We start from the raw sequence: 16,390 nt of genomic DNA on the forward strand, positions 1-16,390 counted from the left end.
TGCTATGTTTATTCATGTTAGCCTCTGCTGTTTAGTTAATTGACAAACTAATTATGGCTCTGGCTTTGAATTAAGCTAACCCACGAAAAGCGGAGGCTAACACCGTGTGGGAGTCATTATGTCTATGCAGCAAGGAGAGTCTGGTGATAAGGATATGTTTAGGTGTTTTGATACTACTATTTTTGTTTGGTTGTGCATCGACAGATAAAACTAATATCAAAAGTGAACCATCAATTTTCGAAACAGCGATAGAAAATAGAGTACATATCAAACCCTTAATTTATATTGAGCCTTTGTACCCAGTTGAAGAAGCAAAAAATAATATTGAGGGTGATTGTAAATTGTCATTTGATCTCGAAAATCAAGGTAAAGGAGCTGTTCCTGCTAACCTGACTCTAATCGAGTGTACTAATAATAACTTCTACAAACAATGTAAGAACTCAGTTAAAAAATGGTTATTTCTACCTATCGAACGTTTTCAAGGTAAAGAGCTTCATACTGGCTTAGTTACAACATGCAAGTTTAGGTTAAATGCTGCATAATCGGGTAGCCGGAGGTCTCTAACCTCCAGCCCCCACACCACCCATCATACGGGTCCGCAATGGGCGGTTCATCTCCCGTAATGAATATTGATCCAAATATCCCTCAATGACACTAAACCTTGTGAAGCTAAGTAGTTATTGCTTAGCGTAAATAATAAACAAGATAAATAATAAACAAGACACCCATCTTAATTTTGCTGAGGATTTAGGTGGTTGTCAAAGCGAGCCGAAGCCATTGGAGATTGTAATTACTGAAGGCAAAAATAAAGGGGAATCATCTTCTAGCCCTAATGCCGCAGGTGGTGATATTGGAAGAAAAGGCAATAGTGATAATCCAAATGCACCAATTGCTAACTCTTCCAAAAGTCCTATGCCGTCAAATTGTAATGAGAATACTCAGAAGAGCCAAGGTAAAATAGGAAGTGCTATTAGTGATATTGGTTCTCCCAGTACAATCACAAATAATAGAAGTACAGCCCCTTCGTCAGTAAACAATAGTAGTAAAGGACTATTTCCCAATATACCTACGCTACCTGCGCCACCAAATGCTAAAAATCATATGTCTGGGATGAGATCTGCTCTGGGTTATGTGCAAAAATATGGTATGAATGTGCTTCAAACTATAGGGGGCTCTGGGCAGGCATTGTTAGGTGCTAGTTTAATGAGTAACCCAATAACTTTTATACCAGGTGCTTTAATTTTAGCGCATGGCCTTTTTAATACTGCTCAAGGTGTTGGTTTAACTGAAAGTAATTATGCTCAAGAAGGGTGGAGGTATGCATTGGGTGAACAATATGGTGATTACGCATATTTTGGTGTTGACATAGCTAGCGCCGGTTGGGCAGCTTTAGGGAGAAAAATAGGACAATTTGGACTACGAGCTTCAGGCACAAACACCATACATCATTCAAGAAATTTAACTAATTCTTTGGGACGGGATCGTATCCACTTTAGAGGAGATTATGTGAGAAATTATCGAACAGTATCTGGAAGTGCACTATTTGCTAATGACGCGATAGTAATTGGAAATGGAGTTATGCAGAATGCTAACTGAGAACCCGTTAGTTACATTAGTTCCTTTAATTTTTATTATTGACTTAGTTTTAACTGTGGCAGTTATAAGGAAAAAGGTAAAAGATAGAAATGTTGTTCCTGTGCTGAGGTTTTTGTTAATGGGATTAGGGGTCGCAAGTTCTTGGATTTTGTTCTTCAACTACCCATCATTAGGTCACTTATTTGATTATATTTATGGAAGTATTTTAGTTTACTTTTTAGTAATTAGAGTATTTGTACTAAGATCCTAATAGACACAATGGAATAAAAATATGGCTTCGACTTACTCACTATTTGACTTTAAAGTGAGCAAACAACCCCAGTAGAACTGCGCACTTGCTAGCAGCAGGCTGTGCGATTTGTGTCAGTGCCACCAGCTTAGTGGCGCTGGCTCAAATAGCTAGCTCTGCTGTTATAACGTGACACTGCTTACTGAGTTTGCATGAACACAGTACTGGTTTAAGCTGCTCATAATGAATTGTATTTATGTGGTGGTTGTTCGCAATAAATTAAATTGATAATAAACAAGACACCCACCTTAAATTTTGCACTTAACGCAATAAATAATAAACAAGACACCCATCTTAAATTTTGTACTTAACGCAATTAGAGGTTAGCTTTTATTTAGTGTAAAAAACAAGCAGAGTGTCATATGGCAATTGCAAGAAAGCGACAAGTAAGTTTGGTTGATACAAAATACTATCACTGTATTTCACGGTGTGTTCGTCGTGCATTTTTATGTGGCGAAGACCGTTTCACTGGTCAATCTTACGAGCATCGACGAGGATGGGTTGAAGATAAGCTGGGTGAATTAGCTAAGGTATTTTGTATTGATGTGTGCGCTTATGCCGTAATGAGCAATCATACCCATTTAGTACTGTATGTAGATGATAAAAAAGCAAATAGGCTGAATGATAAAGCGATTGTTATTCGCTGGCATAAACTCTGTAAAGGCACATTGTTAACGCAAAAATTCATACAAGGCGAGAAGCTAAGTAAAGTTGAACTCATTTTTTTCAATCAAACGGTAAAACAATACCGAGAACGTTTAGCAAGTATCAGCTGGTTTATGCGCCTGTTAAATGAAAATATAGCGCGTAGAGCAAATAAAGAAGATAATTGCACAGGGAGGTTCTGGGAAGGTAGATTCAAATCGCAAGCACTCCTTGATGAAGCAGCACTTGCAGCGTGTATGGCCTATGTAGAATTAAACCCCATTAGAGCCAAGATGGCTAACACGCCAGAAGAGTCAGACCATACCAGCGCTCAAGTACGCTTAATATGTGCAAAAGAAGGCAAGCAGCCAAAACAACTACTTCGCTTTGCAGGCATGTCACGTCAAGTAATGCCAAAAGGGCTGCCGTTTGAGCTTAAATCGTACCTTGAACTCGTTGAGCTAACAGGGCGAGTAATGCGAGAAGATAAGCACGGGCATATAGATAATATGACCCTTCCTTTGCTAGAAAGGCTTAATATATCATCAGAAAACTGGTTAAAACTCACCACACAATTTACGCGCGTATTTCATGGTGCAGTGGGCAGGCCTGCCTCACAAGAAGGGTATTGCGAAAACTTAAACCGAAAGCGGCGAGCGAATATCAGTAACTGCGCAAAGTTATTCGCTTAGAGCCAAATCACTTTTTGAGCACTCCAACTACATAATGGAGGGATTTTTGTGGCTGCCATTTGAGCTTTAATTAGTAATACCTCTATTTTAAAACTCAAATTATTTTTGGACAGTTAAAAAACATAAATTCACTAGTTAACTTTAACTTTATGTAATTTACTATGTAGAAATTAAGGTGGGTGTCTAGTTAAGAAAGGGGCTTATGGATGCTATCGTTTTATTAAAAATACCTTCTAATGTTAAACTATAAAAAACTTAATGACTTAATATAGCTATGGCATTTTATCTTCCTCTTTTACAGCCTCATTTTAAACACATTGAAATGGGCGATACGCTAACCTCGCTTTGGAGCGGGTGTGGCAGTATTGTCGAGTGCATACTTGATGCTGAGCCATGTGTTATTAAAGCGATTAAAATACCACGCCACATAAACCATCCAAAAATTAAGCAAAGCGAATTTGCATTAAAGAGAAAGCAGCAGTCTTATAAAGTTGAATATAATTTTTATAGGTTATACAGCGCGTACTTACCGACAAGCGCTAAAAGTATTACCTGTATTAATGCAATTAATGATGGTGACGATTATGCGTTAGTATTTAAAAACTTTACTCAATATGGTTTTGCTCAAGCAAGCTCCCAGCATATAAAGGCAATACTAAACTGGTTAGCATCTTTTCATGCCTTTAATTTAAATAAGCCAGCAAAGGGCTTATGGCAACAAGGGAACTATTGGCATTTGAGCACACGGCCAGATGAGTTTAATAAGTTAAAACAAAGCGCTGACAAAAAGTCCGATATTAAAAATGCGGCTCATAAAATTGATAAAAAACTGCAAGCATCACACTACAAAACCTTGATACATGGCGATGCTAAACTTGCCAATTTTGCTGCAAATGAGCAAAGTGAAATACTCGCTTATGACTTTCAGTATGTTGGGGCTGGGGTAGGGATTTGCGATGTAATGTATTTTATGACCAGCTGCTTAAGCGACGAGCAATTACATACCTGCGCCGATGAGTATTTACGTTACTATTTTAGCCAATTAAAAAATGCGCTTTTAGTGTATCAACCGCAAATAAATGCCGATGACGTGATTGCAAAGTGGCATGCATTATGGCCATTAGCTTGGGCCGACTTTTATCGATTTTTAGCGGGTTGGAGCCCAACTCATTTTAAAATAAATAGTTACATGATGGCGCAAGTAAATTTAACGTTATCAGATAACAACTTATAAACATAAAGTAGTGTGTCGCTTGCATAAATATCAAGCAAATCAATGCATTTTGGCACGATCTATGAAAACTTATTTAAAATTGCAGGTCAAATGACCTTTTTTAATATAAAATACCGCCAATTCTTGTATCAGTAGGTTTTTATCATGTCAATTCACGTAATTTCACACCCTCTAGTTCAACACAAATTAGGCTTAATGCGCGCTCACGGTATAAGTACTAAAAGCTTTCGTGAATTATGCTCTGAGGTAGGTACCTTATTAACCTACGAAGCAACTAAAAACCTACAGTTAGAAGATAACGAAATTACTGGCTGGGACGGCAACAAATTAAAAGTAGAGCACATTAAAGGCAAAAAAATTACTGTTGTGCCTATTTTACGCGCAGGCCTTGGCATGATGGATGGCGTAATGTCATTACTCCCAGCGGCTAAGGTAAGTGTAGTGGGCCTTGAGCGTAACGAAGAAACGCTTGAGCCAGTACCTTACTTTGAAAAGTTAGTAGGCAATATTGATGAGCGTTTAAGCTTAGTTATAGACCCAATGCTTGCAACTGGCGGCTCAATGATTGCTACTATCGATATGCTTAAAAAAGCAGGCTGTAAAGACATTAAAGTAATTGTACTGGTTGCTGCACCTGAGGGCGTTGAAAAAACATTAGCCGCTCACCCTGATATTGAGATTTTTACTGCCTCAGTTGATAGCCATTTAAATGAAAAGGGTTACATTATCCCAGGGCTTGGCGATGCAGGTGACAAAATTTTCGGTACGGTTTACTAAGGTTTAACAGTGCAAAATAATTCTACATTTTCTATAAAAACCATTTTAACCGGCGCCCAAATGTTGTTTGTAGCATTTGGTGCGTTAGTGTTAGTGCCTTTATTAACGGGGCTTGACCCAAGTGTCGCTTTGTTTACAGCGGGTATAGGTACTTTATTATTTCAGGTAGTGACGAAAGGCAAGGTGCCTATATTTTTAGCGTCATCATTTGCGTTTATTGCGCCTATTATTGCCTCAGTACAAATGTGGGGCGTACCAGCCACCATGGGGGGGTTAATGGCAGCGGGCTGTGCTTATATGCTGTTAGCGCTATTGGTTAAATTTAAAGGGGTGGCAACACTTCATAAAATTTTGCCGCCTGTGGTCGTCGGCCCCGTTATTATGGTGATTGGTTTAGCCCTTGCACCGGTTGCGGTAAATATGGCAATGGGTAAAAGTGGCGACGGTAGTATTGAACTTATTGCTTACGATAAAGCCATTATTATTTCGCTGTTTTCTCTTGTTGTAACACTTATTTTTGCTGTGTGGGGCAAAGGTGTATATAAGCTGATCCCTATATTAGCCGGTGTTATATCGGGTTATGTTTTATCACTGGTAATGGGTGTGGTTGAATTTGGTAGCGTAAATGAAGCGAGCTGGTTGGCTGTACCAAACTTCACATGGCCCGAATTTAAGTGGCAAGCAATTCTCTTTATGGTGCCTGTTGCCATTGCACCTGCTATTGAGCATATTGGCGATATGATGGCTATTAGCCAAGTAACCAATAAAGACTTTTTAAAAAAGCCAGGCTTACATCGCACCTTATTTGGTGATGGCTTAGCCACTGCCGCTGCCTCTTTATTTGGTGGTCCGCCAAACACTACTTACTCTGAAGTAACTGGCGCAGTGATGCTGACCAAAAACTTTAACCCTAAAGTAATGATGTGGACTGCCATAATTGCTGTGGTACTGGCCTTTGTGGCAAAAATGGGCGCTGGTTTACAAACAATTCCTGTACCTGTGATGGGCGGCATAATGATTTTGTTGTTTGGCTCAATTGCGGTAGTGGGCTTAAATACGTTGGTTAAATCTGGTGATGACTTAACTGCACCCCGTAATTTAAGTATTGTGGCACTTATATTAGTATGCGGTATTGGCGGTATGCACATTGGGGGTAGCCAATTTAGCTTAGAAGGCGTTAGCTTGTGCGCCATTTTAGGTATTGTGCTTAACTTAGTATTGCCAAAAGCTGAACCAGAAACTGATTAATTTTGCACTGTATGTAAAATTTACGCACCAAAATAGCGCATACTAATTGCGCTATTTTTGTAAGCTACTAATAATTAAATAAAAATAATAGTGGTCTAGTACCTGCATTTGTTACTTCATAATATAAGGAGTTACTATGTCAGAGGCCAGTATTGTGGATATAACCCCATTTTTAGCAAAGCACCAATTGCCTTTAAAGTATCAGTACCTTAGTGAGCAATTTTTTATCCCGCTTGCACACGATATTCTAGAATCAAAAAAAAATAACACCCCTATTTTTGTCGCCATAAATGGATGCCAAGGCTCAGGAAAAACCACCCTCGCAGATTTTTTAGTTACTTGGTTTAGTAACAACACGCCGTTTACCAGTGTCGCGCTTTCTATTGACGATTTTTACTTATCTAAAGCGCACCGCCAAGGACTTGCCAAAGACGTACACCCATTATTTGCCACCCGTGGTGTGCCTGGCACCCACGATGTAGGGCTAATGAATACCACCATAAGCCGATTACTTTCAAAAGAGGTTGGCGTGCCTTTGCCTAAATTTGACAAGCATCACGACGATTGCAGCCCCGAGCAAACATGGCAATGTAACAATAAACCCATTGATATTATTATTTTAGAAGGTTGGTGTGTAGGTAGTGAGCCACAACCGTTATTTTCTTTAAGTGAGCCTATAAACGAGTTAGAAACACAGCACGATAAAGAAGGCGTGTGGCGTCGTTGTGTAAACAGTTGCCTAGCAAATGAATACAAAAGTGTGTTTAGTAAAATAGATTACACGGTGATGCTTAAAGCGCCGAGCTTTGAAGATGTATTTAAGTGGCGACAAGAGCAAGAACAAAAGCTTATTGCCGCTAAGGGCGAGGGCGATGGCACCATGAGTGATGAGCAACTGGTGCACTTTATTTCTCATTTTGAGCGTATTACTCGCGAAAACTTAAACACCCTAAGCGCTAAAGCTAACGCCCTTATAGAGCTTGATAGTAATCGCGATATTAGTGCTATGCACTTAACCAGCGACGATACGCTGCAACCTATTATATTTACCGACTTAGATGGCACGTTACTCGATCACGCCGATTACAACACTAAAAATATCAGTAGCTTGCTGCAAGACTTACAAGCAGCCCACATTCCTGTGGTGTTTAATACTAGCAAAACATTTTGCGAAGTGGTTGAACTTAAAAACGAGCTTAATATTCAACAGCCTTTTATTGTTGAAAATGGCGCGGCGGCTTATTTACCCGTAGATTATTTTGAGCTTAAACCCATTGGCTGCACGCAAGTAGGGGCGTATTGGTGTTATGCATTTGCATCACCCTTATCTAACTTACTTAGTGATTTAGGCTCCTTAAGCAGCGAATATAAATCGCATTATAAGTTATTTAGTGATTTGTCGAGCGAGCAAATATCATCCCTCACCGGGCTTGATGAAGCGCATGCAAGGCGCGCTCAAACACGCGATTTTTCAGACCCACTTTATTGGCATGGCAGCGATGAATTACTTAATGCGTTTGTAAACGATGTTAAAGCACTCGGCTATGAAATAAAAATAGGCGGGCGGTTTATACATATTGCTAAAAACACCGATAAAAGCGCTGCACAGCAGTGGTTAGTTAAACAAATTTCACAACATTTTAGAAAGCCTCTCACGGTAATTGCACTAGGTGATAGTGACAACGATAAGCAGATGCTAGAGCAAGCTGATATCGCCATTATCATACATAACCCAAGCAGTAAAAAGCCGGTTAAGTTAACACATAACAAGGCGCGTTATTCGCAATCGCCCGCTCCACTGGGTTGGATTGAAGAAATAACCACATTGCCTTGTATTAGCAGCATTTTAAATACTATTGAGGAGCGAAAATCACATGGCTGATTTTTATCAAAATGGCATCATCACAACCTTACATAACATCGCCGATAGACCGGTAGAAGCGCTTGAAGAAGAGCTAATTAGTTTTAGTAAGCAACGTCCAATGGGGTTAATACTCCCTTCGTTGTTTAGTGAGCTTGAAGGCCCAGCGCTGCAAAACATTATAAAAGAACTCAGAGAGGTTCCTTATTTATCGCAAATTACCATAGGTTTAGACAGGGCAGACGAGTCACAATACCGCCATGCCTTAGGCTTTTTTAAAGAGCTTAACCAAAACCACAAAGTGCTTTGGAACGATGGTCCTCGTTTGCAAGCGCTTGATAAAGAATTACAAGAGCTAGGCGTTGCACCGCGTGAACTTGGTAAAGGCAGAAACGTGTGGTATTGCATGGGTTATAAATTAGCCACTTCAGAGGTAGAGTCGATAGCCCTGCACGACTGCGATATATTAACTTACGACAGAGGTTTGTTAGCGCGCTTAATTTACCCTGTAGCGCACCCTCGTTTTAATTATGAATTCTGTAAAGGCTTTTACCCACGTACTGCAAACGGCAAAATTAATGGCCGAGTATCGCGCTTATTAGTAACGCCGTTATTACGCTCGTTCAAAACTATTTTAGGCAATACCGACTACCTTGAGTACATGGATACCTTTAGATACCCGTTAGCAGGGGAGTTTTCGTTTAGACGTGATGTGCTAAACGATATTCGTATTCCGAGTGATTGGGGTCTTGAAATTGGCGTACTCAGTGAAATGTACCGTAATTATTCGCATAATCGCTTATGCCAAGTAGATATTGCTGATAATTACGATCATAAGCATCAGGAACTTTCTCTTGATGACCAAAACGCCGGTTTATCTAAAATGTCGATAGATATAACCAAGGCACTATTTAGAAAATTAGCCACACAAGGGGTTACTTTTACCAGTGAAACCATCCGTTCTTTAAAAGCAACTTACTACCGTATTGGTTTAGACTTTATAGAAACGTACCATAACGATGCACTGATGAATGGTTTAACCTTAGATGTGCACCAAGAGGAAAAGGCCGTAGAAATGTTCGCCAAAAATGTTATGGAAGCAGGTCAGCACTTTTTAGATAACCCAATGGAAGCGCCATTTGTGCCAAGTTGGAACCGTGTTGTATCGGCCATGCCAGATGTTTTTGAGCGTTTAAGAGAAGCGGTTGATCTTGATAATAAAGAATTTAGTGAATAAATAAAACAATAATAAGGGGCGCGTGTGAATACAGTAAGTGAATTATTTTTACAGCGGGTAGAGCAACATCTACATATTATTTATAAAGATGTTGAACTGCCCTTAAGTATTACAGAGCTGGCTGAGCAGCTTATAACTATAATTTTAGGCGACAGCCCGCTGCGCGACCCCACACCCCATACTAACCGCTGGGACGAGCAAGATATTATATTAATAGCCTATGGCGACTCTATTATTAAGCACGATGAGGGAGATCAAGCTGTTGCAAAACCGGTAGAAGCACCGCTTAAAACCTTGCACCGGTTTATAAAAGAGCAGTGCGATATGCAGCTTAATGCTTTGCATATATTGCCATTTTACCCGTATAGCTCTGATGAAGGCTTTGCGGTAATGAACTACGTGCAAGTAAATGAATCGCTAGGAGATTGGCAAGATATAAAAAATATCGCCAAAGATGTAAAGCTAATGGCAGATTTAGTGATTAATCACTGCTCTAGCCGAAGTGTATGGTTTGAAAACTTTTTAAACGATTTGGACCCCGGCAAAGATTACTTTAAAACGGCAAGTTTAACCGATGATTTATCTAATGTAGTACGCCCACGTACCTCACCGCTATTAAATACGGTAACCACACCAAGCGGCGAAAAACATGTATGGTGTACGTTTAGCCACGACCAAGTTGATTTTGATTTTGGTAACCCGGAAGTTTTAAAAGAGTTTATAAGTATTATTCGCCATTATTTAGATAACGGCGTACGCTTGTTCAGGCTAGATGCGGTTGCATTTTTATGGAAACAACTCAATACAAATTGCATTAATTTACCGCAAACGCATGAAGCTGTTAGGCTTATTCGCACCCTTATAGAGCATACTGAGCCAAGCGTTGTCATAATTACCGAAACAAACATACCAAACCAAGAAAACCTCTCTTACTTTGGTAACGCTAACGAAGCCCACAGTATTTATAACTTTGCTTTACCGCCTTTATTACTGCATACATTACTCAGTGGAGATAGCACAGCCATTAAGCATTGGATGATGAGTATGCCGCCTGCGCAAAACGGCACCACATACTTTAACTTTATTGCCTCGCACGATGGCATTGGACTTAGGCCAATAGAAGGCTTGTTACAACCAAGCGAAGTGGCGTCATTGGTGAGTACGTCTATGCAATTTGGTGGGCGTGTATCAATGCGCACCAGTAACGATGGTACGCACACACCGTATGAACTAAATATTGCACTTTTTGATGCATTACAAGGCACGCACAATGGACAAGATAAGTTTGGCCTTGAGCGATTTATGTGTGCACACGCCATTATGTTTGCGCTTGAAGGGATCCCTGGGCTTTATATTCATAGCTTGCTTGGCACAACGAACGATTACGAACGCTTTGAAAACTCACAGCATAACCGTGCAATTAACCGTCATCGTTGGCAAGAGTCAAAACTATTATCGGCTTTAGGTGATAAATATAGCCATCATCACAAAGTGTTTAATGGTATTAAGCATTTATTAGGTATTCGAAAAAAACAAAGTGCATTTCATCCTAATGCCACGCAATTTACGCTGCACTTAGCGGGGGGATTATTTGGTTTTTGGCGGCAAAGTATAGACAGGCGCCAAAGTATATTTTGCGTTTATAACATAAGTGATAAACCACAAGTACTTACCCTTGCAGATTTAAACTTAATTAACACCCAGCAGTGGTTTGATTTAGTGGCTAATGAAACAATTACCGAGGATCAACTCACTATAGAGCTAGAGCCTTATCAAAGTGTATGGTTAAGTAATATTAAATAAAGTGCAGTAATACCAATTTGCAAAATAGATCACTTAATTAAGCGCATTGGTATAAAAAGGCTCGCAGTGCGAGCCTTTAACTTAATTAATAAACGTTGTTACTAATTATAAGCTGTAGCTTAAGTTAATGTAGCCAAAGCGGCCAATGTTATCGTAACTTGCGCTGTTTTCGCCTGTCCCGCGTGTACCATACGGAAGTTTACGATTAAATAGGTTATCAACACCTACTTTAACGCCTAAGCCGCTATCGAAGTTGTAACCCACTGTCATATCGGTAATAAAGTATTTACCGTAAGACATTTGGTTACTTGGGTTCGAGTTACTCGCAAGCTCTACATTTGTGTATAAATCAACTTCGCTGATAAAGCGTGTTTCAACCGTTGAATAAAAGTTATCCATTGCATAGCTAACCGATAGGTTAGTTTGCCATTTCGCTTCGCCGGTTGTACCTGCGTACTCAATATATGAACTAGGATCATCCTGGAACGGGTAATCTTTACGTTCAATAAGGTAAGTACCAATTAAACGTGTTTTAAAGCTACCTTCAAGCGCATCAAAGTCATAGCCTAGTTCAAAATCAACACCAGACGCCTTTTGACCAGCTACGTTAAGCACTGAGTTTTGAATCAGCGAAATTTCACCACTGGCATTACGTGTAATTAAATTACAGTACTGATTGTCTATACCTGTCGTGCTATCAACACAGCGGTCAAGAATTTCTTGCGCGTCGATTGTGTCAATTGCATTTTCTAGATCAATTTCCCAGTAATCTATAGTAAGCACAGCGTTTTCTAAAAACTCTGGTTGATAAACAATACCTACCGTTGTACTTGTAGACTCTTCACCTTTAACATCACGGTTACCGCTTGTTAAGCCATCTAAAGAGGCTGAGTCGTAACCTGAGTTAAAGTCACTTGCAACACCTAATGCAGCACAGTTTGCAGTGCGTGTTGCTGCATTTGATAAATTAGCTATGTTTTCAGCGCGGCACGGGTCTTCTACATTGTAGAAAGTTTGGCTTGCTGCACCAAATACTTCACTTATGTTAGGCGCACGAAGTGCTGCAGATTGCGTGACACGCACACGTAGTTCATCGTTAACAGTCCAATCAAGGCCTAGTTTCCAGCTAGTTGCTTCGCCAATTGTGCTGTAATCAGCATGACGTACTGCGGTATCAAATACTAAATCTTGAATAAACGGTAAGTCAGTTAAAATAGGCATAGTTGCTTCAAAAAATACTTCACGCACATTAAACGAGCCTTTATCTTCGCCTAAAGCGTTAAAAAATGTACCTTCTGCGTTATCTGGCTCTTTTGTTTCGCTTTCTTCTTTACGGTATTCAGCACCAAACGCAACACCTACGTAACCTGCTGGTAATTCAAAAATAGCGCCATTGGCAAGTGAACCAGAAACCACGGTTTGCTTAATAGTTGACGTACCTACAGATACCGTATTTATGTAATCAATCGCTTGTTGAGATGGTGCGCCAAAACCCATAATGTTAACCGGTACACAGCCATCAGCTTGTGCTGCAGCGCTGCGACATACGATGTTGCCATCTGCATCTTCAACGGCATCAAGGGCATTAAAGTAGTTGGCTAAAATCATATTAGCGCCATTTTCGCGCTCTAAGTCAGTTTGACCATACACAACTGATGTATCTAATTCCCAATCTTCAAACACAGTCCCTTTTAAGCCTGTAACAAAACGGGTTGTTTCACGGGTATTATTTTCAACGCGGCGGCCAAGGTCACTCATCATGCGGTTTATCATGATTGAATCAACGCCTTCCTCTTGCATACGCGCTTTGATATCTGGGTCTAGGTAAGGGTTATTAATTTTAATGCTGTTGTCGCTGTCAAAAAAGAAAAACGCAGGTTGACCTATGCTTTCGCCTTGGCTGTTTACGTATTTTGCATCAAAGTAGACGTTTAAATCGTCGGTAACATCGTAGTTAACTTTAAAGTTTACGTTGTAACGCTCAAACTCAGGTTGTATTTCCTCAAATTGGCCTAGGTTAAAAAAGTCACATTCTGCACATGAATATGGATCTGCGTTATTGCCTATGTATAAGTCACGAGCACTGCTATCCGGGTTAAAGCTATTAATAAATTTACTTGGATCTTCAAGTGCATAAACACCTGCATCATTGATGGCGAAATAACCCGCATTAGGTGTTAAAATTTTATCTGGAAAGTCAGCACTATTTTTGTTCTCATCCGTTTGGGCTTGGTTAGGTAAGCTGCTAAAAGATGTGCTAGTCCAAGGGTGGTCAAGTGCATTTAATGAATCTTGACCTGAGTACTCAATAGCAAAAGCGGCATTACCACGGTCGTTATCAAAATTAGAGCCGTACGAGAACGTAGCTTTTTCGTTGTTGTAGCTGTTTAAATCGGCAAAACCACGGGTAACGCTAAAATCCATACCTTCAATGTTGTCTTTTAAAATAAAGTTGACAACACCTGTAACCGCATCAGCACCGTATACAGCTGATGCACCACCAGTAATGATTTCTACTCGCTCAACCCAGACGCTCGGAATAGTATTTGTATCAACAGCTTGAGAGCCCGCTGAGCTAGATACGTGGCGTTTACCGTTTACAAGTACTAAGGTACGGTCGGTACCCATGTTACGTAAATCAAGAATGTTTAAACCAGCTGTACCAATAAAGCGGCCTGAGTTAGCCATTGAATATGTATTGCCAAGAGCTGGTAAGTTGTTTAGCGCTTCACCAATGTTTACAGCGCCAGTATTAATTAGCTGCTCGCCGCTTATAACTGTTACTGGTGCCGGTGCAATAGCGCCTTCACGTAAAATACGCGAACCCGTTACTTCAACGCGTTCAATTTTGGTCGCTTGCTCATCTTGTGCAAGCACAGAATTACTCGCTGTTGCAGCAGCAGTAATCAATGCACATTTAATGCTAGTAGAAAGTAAATTATGACGTTTCATGTGTTTCCCAAAGGAGATTTTATAATAATTAAATACATTATCTTTTAGCTAAATACACAGTGCATTTAGCCTAAGCCCTATAACTTTTGTTATAGGGCCGGCGATTATTGCATGCGTATTATTTTATTAAAAGCAACTAGAATAAGCCTAAATCACTAACATGAAATAAGTTACAGGTGAGTTGTTGTTAAATTAACAATAAAGCGAGGTGGTGTTAGGAGTTTAAGTTTTATGGGTGTTTACGCTTTGCTTATTAATTGCTGTCAATTAATTTACACTGGAATTGTATTGGTAATATTAAAGAGTTTATTTTGAGCGTCTTGATTTGATAATGGCTTAAATATAACCATTGAGTGTATTTTAACCTTTAAATGGGGTGCTCTAATTATAGGCGGATTTGTAAGGTTTATGTGTTTAATTTAACTTGTTAAATGAGTTAACTTTTGAGAAATAGTAAGAATAAAAATTAAATTTGAAAATTTTTCACTATAAAACTTGCCGTATCATAATTTTGTAAAGCCCCTTTACAGTTATCTAGCTTCCTATGCACCTTGAGTTACTTTATTACGTAAACTTGATACACTTATACTGTTTTTTATAAATAGGTTTTACCATGAAGTTTTTAGTTTTAATTTTTACTTTTGTATTTAGTACTGCAGCCTTTTCAGAGCAAGAAGTTGATCTCGAAGTTAATATGAAAAATACAGGCCTTGCTTATAAAAATGCGGTGCAAGCAGTAGGTATAGGTGGCTTTAATACCGCCATAGATAAGTTTATTACTTTGGTTGAAACCAGTAAAAAAGCGACCTTTCATAAAGAAGCACAAATGTCGCTACAAGGGCTAGATAAAGTTATTGCGCAAGCAAAGTTGGCAAAAAAATTAGCGAATGAGCGCGGGCTTGATGCAGCAAAGCCAGCCCTTAAAAATATAGATGATTTACGCAAGAAGTATCATGAATTGCACGAGCCTCCAGGTTTTTTTGACTTATTATTTGGTAATTAACCTCAGCTTTTTTGTAAATTAATGTCGAGCAGTTATTTCAGCGCTACCTATGCTAACTTTTTCGCAGTAGCGCATTATTGATGCGCAGGTTTGTGATGTTTTAATAAAATGTATAGCTGCAGATTAAGTAGTTTGAATGCTCATTTTTCAATATTTTAGTAAAGCTCTTATCTAGGGTGCAGATTAATTAAGGAATAGTAATGGAAATTTCAGTGTCATTGTTAGAGGGGCAAAAACAAAGTGCAAAATTTGGCGACCTTGAAGTAATAAGCGATCAAAGTATTAATGCTGGTGGCGGTGCCGAACACCCAGAACCGTTTGACTACTTTTTAGTAAGCATGGTGCTATGTGCTGGGTTTTATGCACGTAAATTTTGTGAGCAACGCGATATCTCTACACAAGGGATGACGCTTACGCAAAATAATGAAAACGTAGATGAAGAAGGTAAAAAATTATTCTCTATCGAAATTAATTTACCTGATGGCTTTCCTCAAAAATATAAAAAAGCACTTATTGCTGCGGTTAATACGTGTACTGTTAAAAAAGTGATTCAGGCCCAACCTGAATTTTCTGTAGTTGTTAAATAAAAAATACGGGTAAACATGGTTCGTTTACCCGTATACTTCACGGAATTAGTGTTACTTTTTCTTCATTCCTTGTACTGCTTTAAAACGTGGATTGTCTTTACATATTACAAAAACACGTCCTTTTCGCTTCACTATTTGACATCCTGGTCGTTGCTTAGCGCTTTTAAGCGAGCTTAATACTTTCATTACTCACCTTTTTTGGCAGTAGATAAGTTTTTAAAGCGACGGTTAAATTGTGCGACACGGCCGTCACTAGCCACTGTTTTTTGCTTACCAGTATAAAACGGGTGCGAGTCGCTAGACACATCAATAGGCACATACGGATACGTTTTCCCTTCAAGCTCAATAGTGCGGTCTGTTTTAATGGTTGAGCCAATAATGAAGTAGCTATCGGCAGCTGTATCGTGAAAAGCAACCACGTTGTAATCTGGATGGATATTAGGTTTCATAATACGCCTCAAGTTGT

14 protein-coding genes are annotated in these 16,390 nt (G+C 39.4%); 11 read left to right on the forward strand and 3 right to left on the reverse strand.

Translation table 11 applies throughout. The annotated features are described in order from the left end of the window. Nucleotides 1–143 precede the first annotated feature (143 nt). From PSH50_RS09920 to PSH50_RS09960, 9 genes are all read left to right on the forward strand, one after another. Nucleotides 144–542: an energy transducer TonB gene (locus tag PSH50_RS09920; protein WP_273586305.1), complete on the forward strand. Its 399-nt coding sequence runs from the start codon at nt 144–146 to the stop codon at nt 540–542. Between the two features lie 235 nt (nt 543–777). Next, nucleotides 778–1,596 carry a hypothetical protein gene (locus tag PSH50_RS09925; protein WP_273586306.1) on the forward strand — a complete coding sequence of 273 codons (819 nt, stop codon included), beginning with the start codon at nt 778–780 and terminating at the stop codon, nt 1,594–1,596. A gap of 651 nt (nt 1,597–2,247) precedes the next feature. After that, complete coding sequence (locus tag PSH50_RS09930; RefSeq protein ID WP_273586307.1) at nt 2,248–3,222, forward strand: transposase; 975 nt, start codon at nt 2,248–2,250, stop codon at nt 3,220–3,222. 274 nt (nt 3,223–3,496) lie between these two features. Then, nucleotides 3,497–4,456 carry a phosphotransferase gene (locus tag PSH50_RS09935; protein ID WP_273586308.1) on the forward strand — a complete coding sequence of 320 codons (960 nt, stop codon included), beginning with the start codon at nt 3,497–3,499 and terminating at the stop codon, nt 4,454–4,456. Between the two features lie 144 nt (nt 4,457–4,600). After that, nucleotides 4,601–5,233 carry a uracil phosphoribosyltransferase gene (gene upp / locus PSH50_RS09940; RefSeq protein WP_004586497.1) on the forward strand — a complete coding sequence of 211 codons (633 nt, stop codon included), beginning with the start codon at nt 4,601–4,603 and terminating at the stop codon, nt 5,231–5,233. Nucleotides 5,234–5,242: 9 nt separating this feature from the next. Then, nucleotides 5,243–6,481: a uracil-xanthine permease family protein gene (locus PSH50_RS09945; protein WP_054981874.1), complete on the forward strand. Its 1,239-nt coding sequence runs from the start codon at nt 5,243–5,245 to the stop codon at nt 6,479–6,481. Nucleotides 6,482–6,617: 136 nt separating this feature from the next. Continuing rightward, nucleotides 6,618–8,363, forward strand: a complete 1,746-nt coding sequence (locus PSH50_RS09950; protein ID WP_273586309.1) for an HAD-IIB family hydrolase — start codon at nt 6,618–6,620, stop codon at nt 8,361–8,363. Continuing rightward, nucleotides 8,356–9,579 (forward strand): glycosyl transferase, encoded by a 1,224-nt coding sequence (locus PSH50_RS09955; protein ID WP_273586310.1) that lies wholly within the window; start codon nt 8,356–8,358, stop codon nt 9,577–9,579. Before PSH50_RS09950 ends, PSH50_RS09955 begins: the two co-directional genes overlap by 8 nt. A 24-nt stretch (nt 9,580–9,603) precedes the next feature. Next, nucleotides 9,604–11,382: a sugar phosphorylase gene (locus tag PSH50_RS09960; RefSeq protein WP_004586493.1), complete on the forward strand. Its 1,779-nt coding sequence runs from the start codon at nt 9,604–9,606 to the stop codon at nt 11,380–11,382. Nucleotides 11,383–11,487: 105 nt separating this feature from the next. Here the strand turns inward: PSH50_RS09960 and PSH50_RS09965 are convergent, their stop codons facing one another. After that, entirely contained in the window at nt 11,488–14,334 is a 2,847-nt protein-coding gene (locus PSH50_RS09965; RefSeq protein WP_248461967.1) for a TonB-dependent receptor, read from the reverse strand. Nucleotides 14,335–14,947: 613 nt separating this feature from the next. Between PSH50_RS09965 and PSH50_RS09970 the strand changes: the two genes are divergently transcribed. Together PSH50_RS09970 and PSH50_RS09975 are read left to right on the forward strand one after the other, a co-directional pair. After that, complete coding sequence (locus PSH50_RS09970; RefSeq protein ID WP_029771982.1) at nt 14,948–15,337, forward strand: cytochrome b562; 390 nt, start codon at nt 14,948–14,950, stop codon at nt 15,335–15,337. A gap of 200 nt (nt 15,338–15,537) precedes the next feature. Beyond that, nucleotides 15,538–15,924 carry an OsmC family protein gene (locus PSH50_RS09975; RefSeq protein WP_004586490.1) on the forward strand — a complete coding sequence of 129 codons (387 nt, stop codon included), beginning with the start codon at nt 15,538–15,540 and terminating at the stop codon, nt 15,922–15,924. 51 nt (nt 15,925–15,975) lie between these two features. Here PSH50_RS09975 and ykgO read toward each other — a convergent pair whose 3' ends face one another. Both ykgO and PSH50_RS09985 read right to left on the reverse strand, forming a co-directional pair. Continuing rightward, complete coding sequence (gene ykgO, locus PSH50_RS09980; RefSeq protein ID WP_004586489.1) at nt 15,976–16,110, reverse strand: type B 50S ribosomal protein L36; 135 nt, start codon at nt 16,108–16,110, stop codon at nt 15,976–15,978. After that, on the reverse strand, nt 16,110–16,373 hold the full coding sequence (locus PSH50_RS09985) for a type B 50S ribosomal protein L31 (RefSeq protein WP_004586488.1): 264 nt from the start codon (nt 16,371–16,373) through the stop codon (nt 16,110–16,112). The genes ykgO and PSH50_RS09985 overlap by 1 nt, the downstream gene beginning before the upstream one ends. Nucleotides 16,374–16,390: the final 17 nt, after the last annotated feature.

It is taken from the genome of Pseudoalteromonas sp. Angola-7, assembly GCF_028599255.1.
GTDB lineage: Bacteria > Pseudomonadota > Gammaproteobacteria > Enterobacterales > Alteromonadaceae > Pseudoalteromonas > Pseudoalteromonas atlantica.

What these genes read in the sequence shown, in the direction of transcription:
- PSH50_RS09930 (WP_273586307.1), top strand. Translation starts at nt 2,248, where the DNA reads ATGGCAATTGCAAGAAAGCGACAAGTAAGTTTGGTTGATACAAAATAC.
- PSH50_RS09935 (WP_273586308.1), top strand. Translation starts at nt 3,497, where the DNA reads ATGGCATTTTATCTTCCTCTTTTACAGCCTCATTTTAAACACATTGAA.
- upp (WP_004586497.1), top strand. Translation starts at nt 4,601, where the DNA reads ATGTCAATTCACGTAATTTCACACCCTCTAGTTCAACACAAATTAGGC.
- PSH50_RS09950 (WP_273586309.1), top strand. Translation starts at nt 6,618, where the DNA reads ATGTCAGAGGCCAGTATTGTGGATATAACCCCATTTTTAGCAAAGCAC.
- PSH50_RS09955 (WP_273586310.1), top strand. Translation starts at nt 8,356, where the DNA reads ATGGCTGATTTTTATCAAAATGGCATCATCACAACCTTACATAACATC.
- PSH50_RS09965 (WP_248461967.1), bottom strand. Translation starts at nt 14,334, where the DNA reads ATGAAACGTCATAATTTACTTTCTACTAGCATTAAATGTGCATTGATT.
- PSH50_RS09970 (WP_029771982.1), top strand. Translation starts at nt 14,948, where the DNA reads ATGAAGTTTTTAGTTTTAATTTTTACTTTTGTATTTAGTACTGCAGCC.
- PSH50_RS09975 (WP_004586490.1), top strand. Translation starts at nt 15,538, where the DNA reads ATGGAAATTTCAGTGTCATTGTTAGAGGGGCAAAAACAAAGTGCAAAA.
- ykgO (WP_004586489.1), bottom strand. Translation starts at nt 16,110, where the DNA reads ATGAAAGTATTAAGCTCGCTTAAAAGCGCTAAGCAACGACCAGGATGT.
- PSH50_RS09985 (WP_004586488.1), bottom strand. Translation starts at nt 16,373, where the DNA reads ATGAAACCTAATATCCATCCAGATTACAACGTGGTTGCTTTTCACGAT.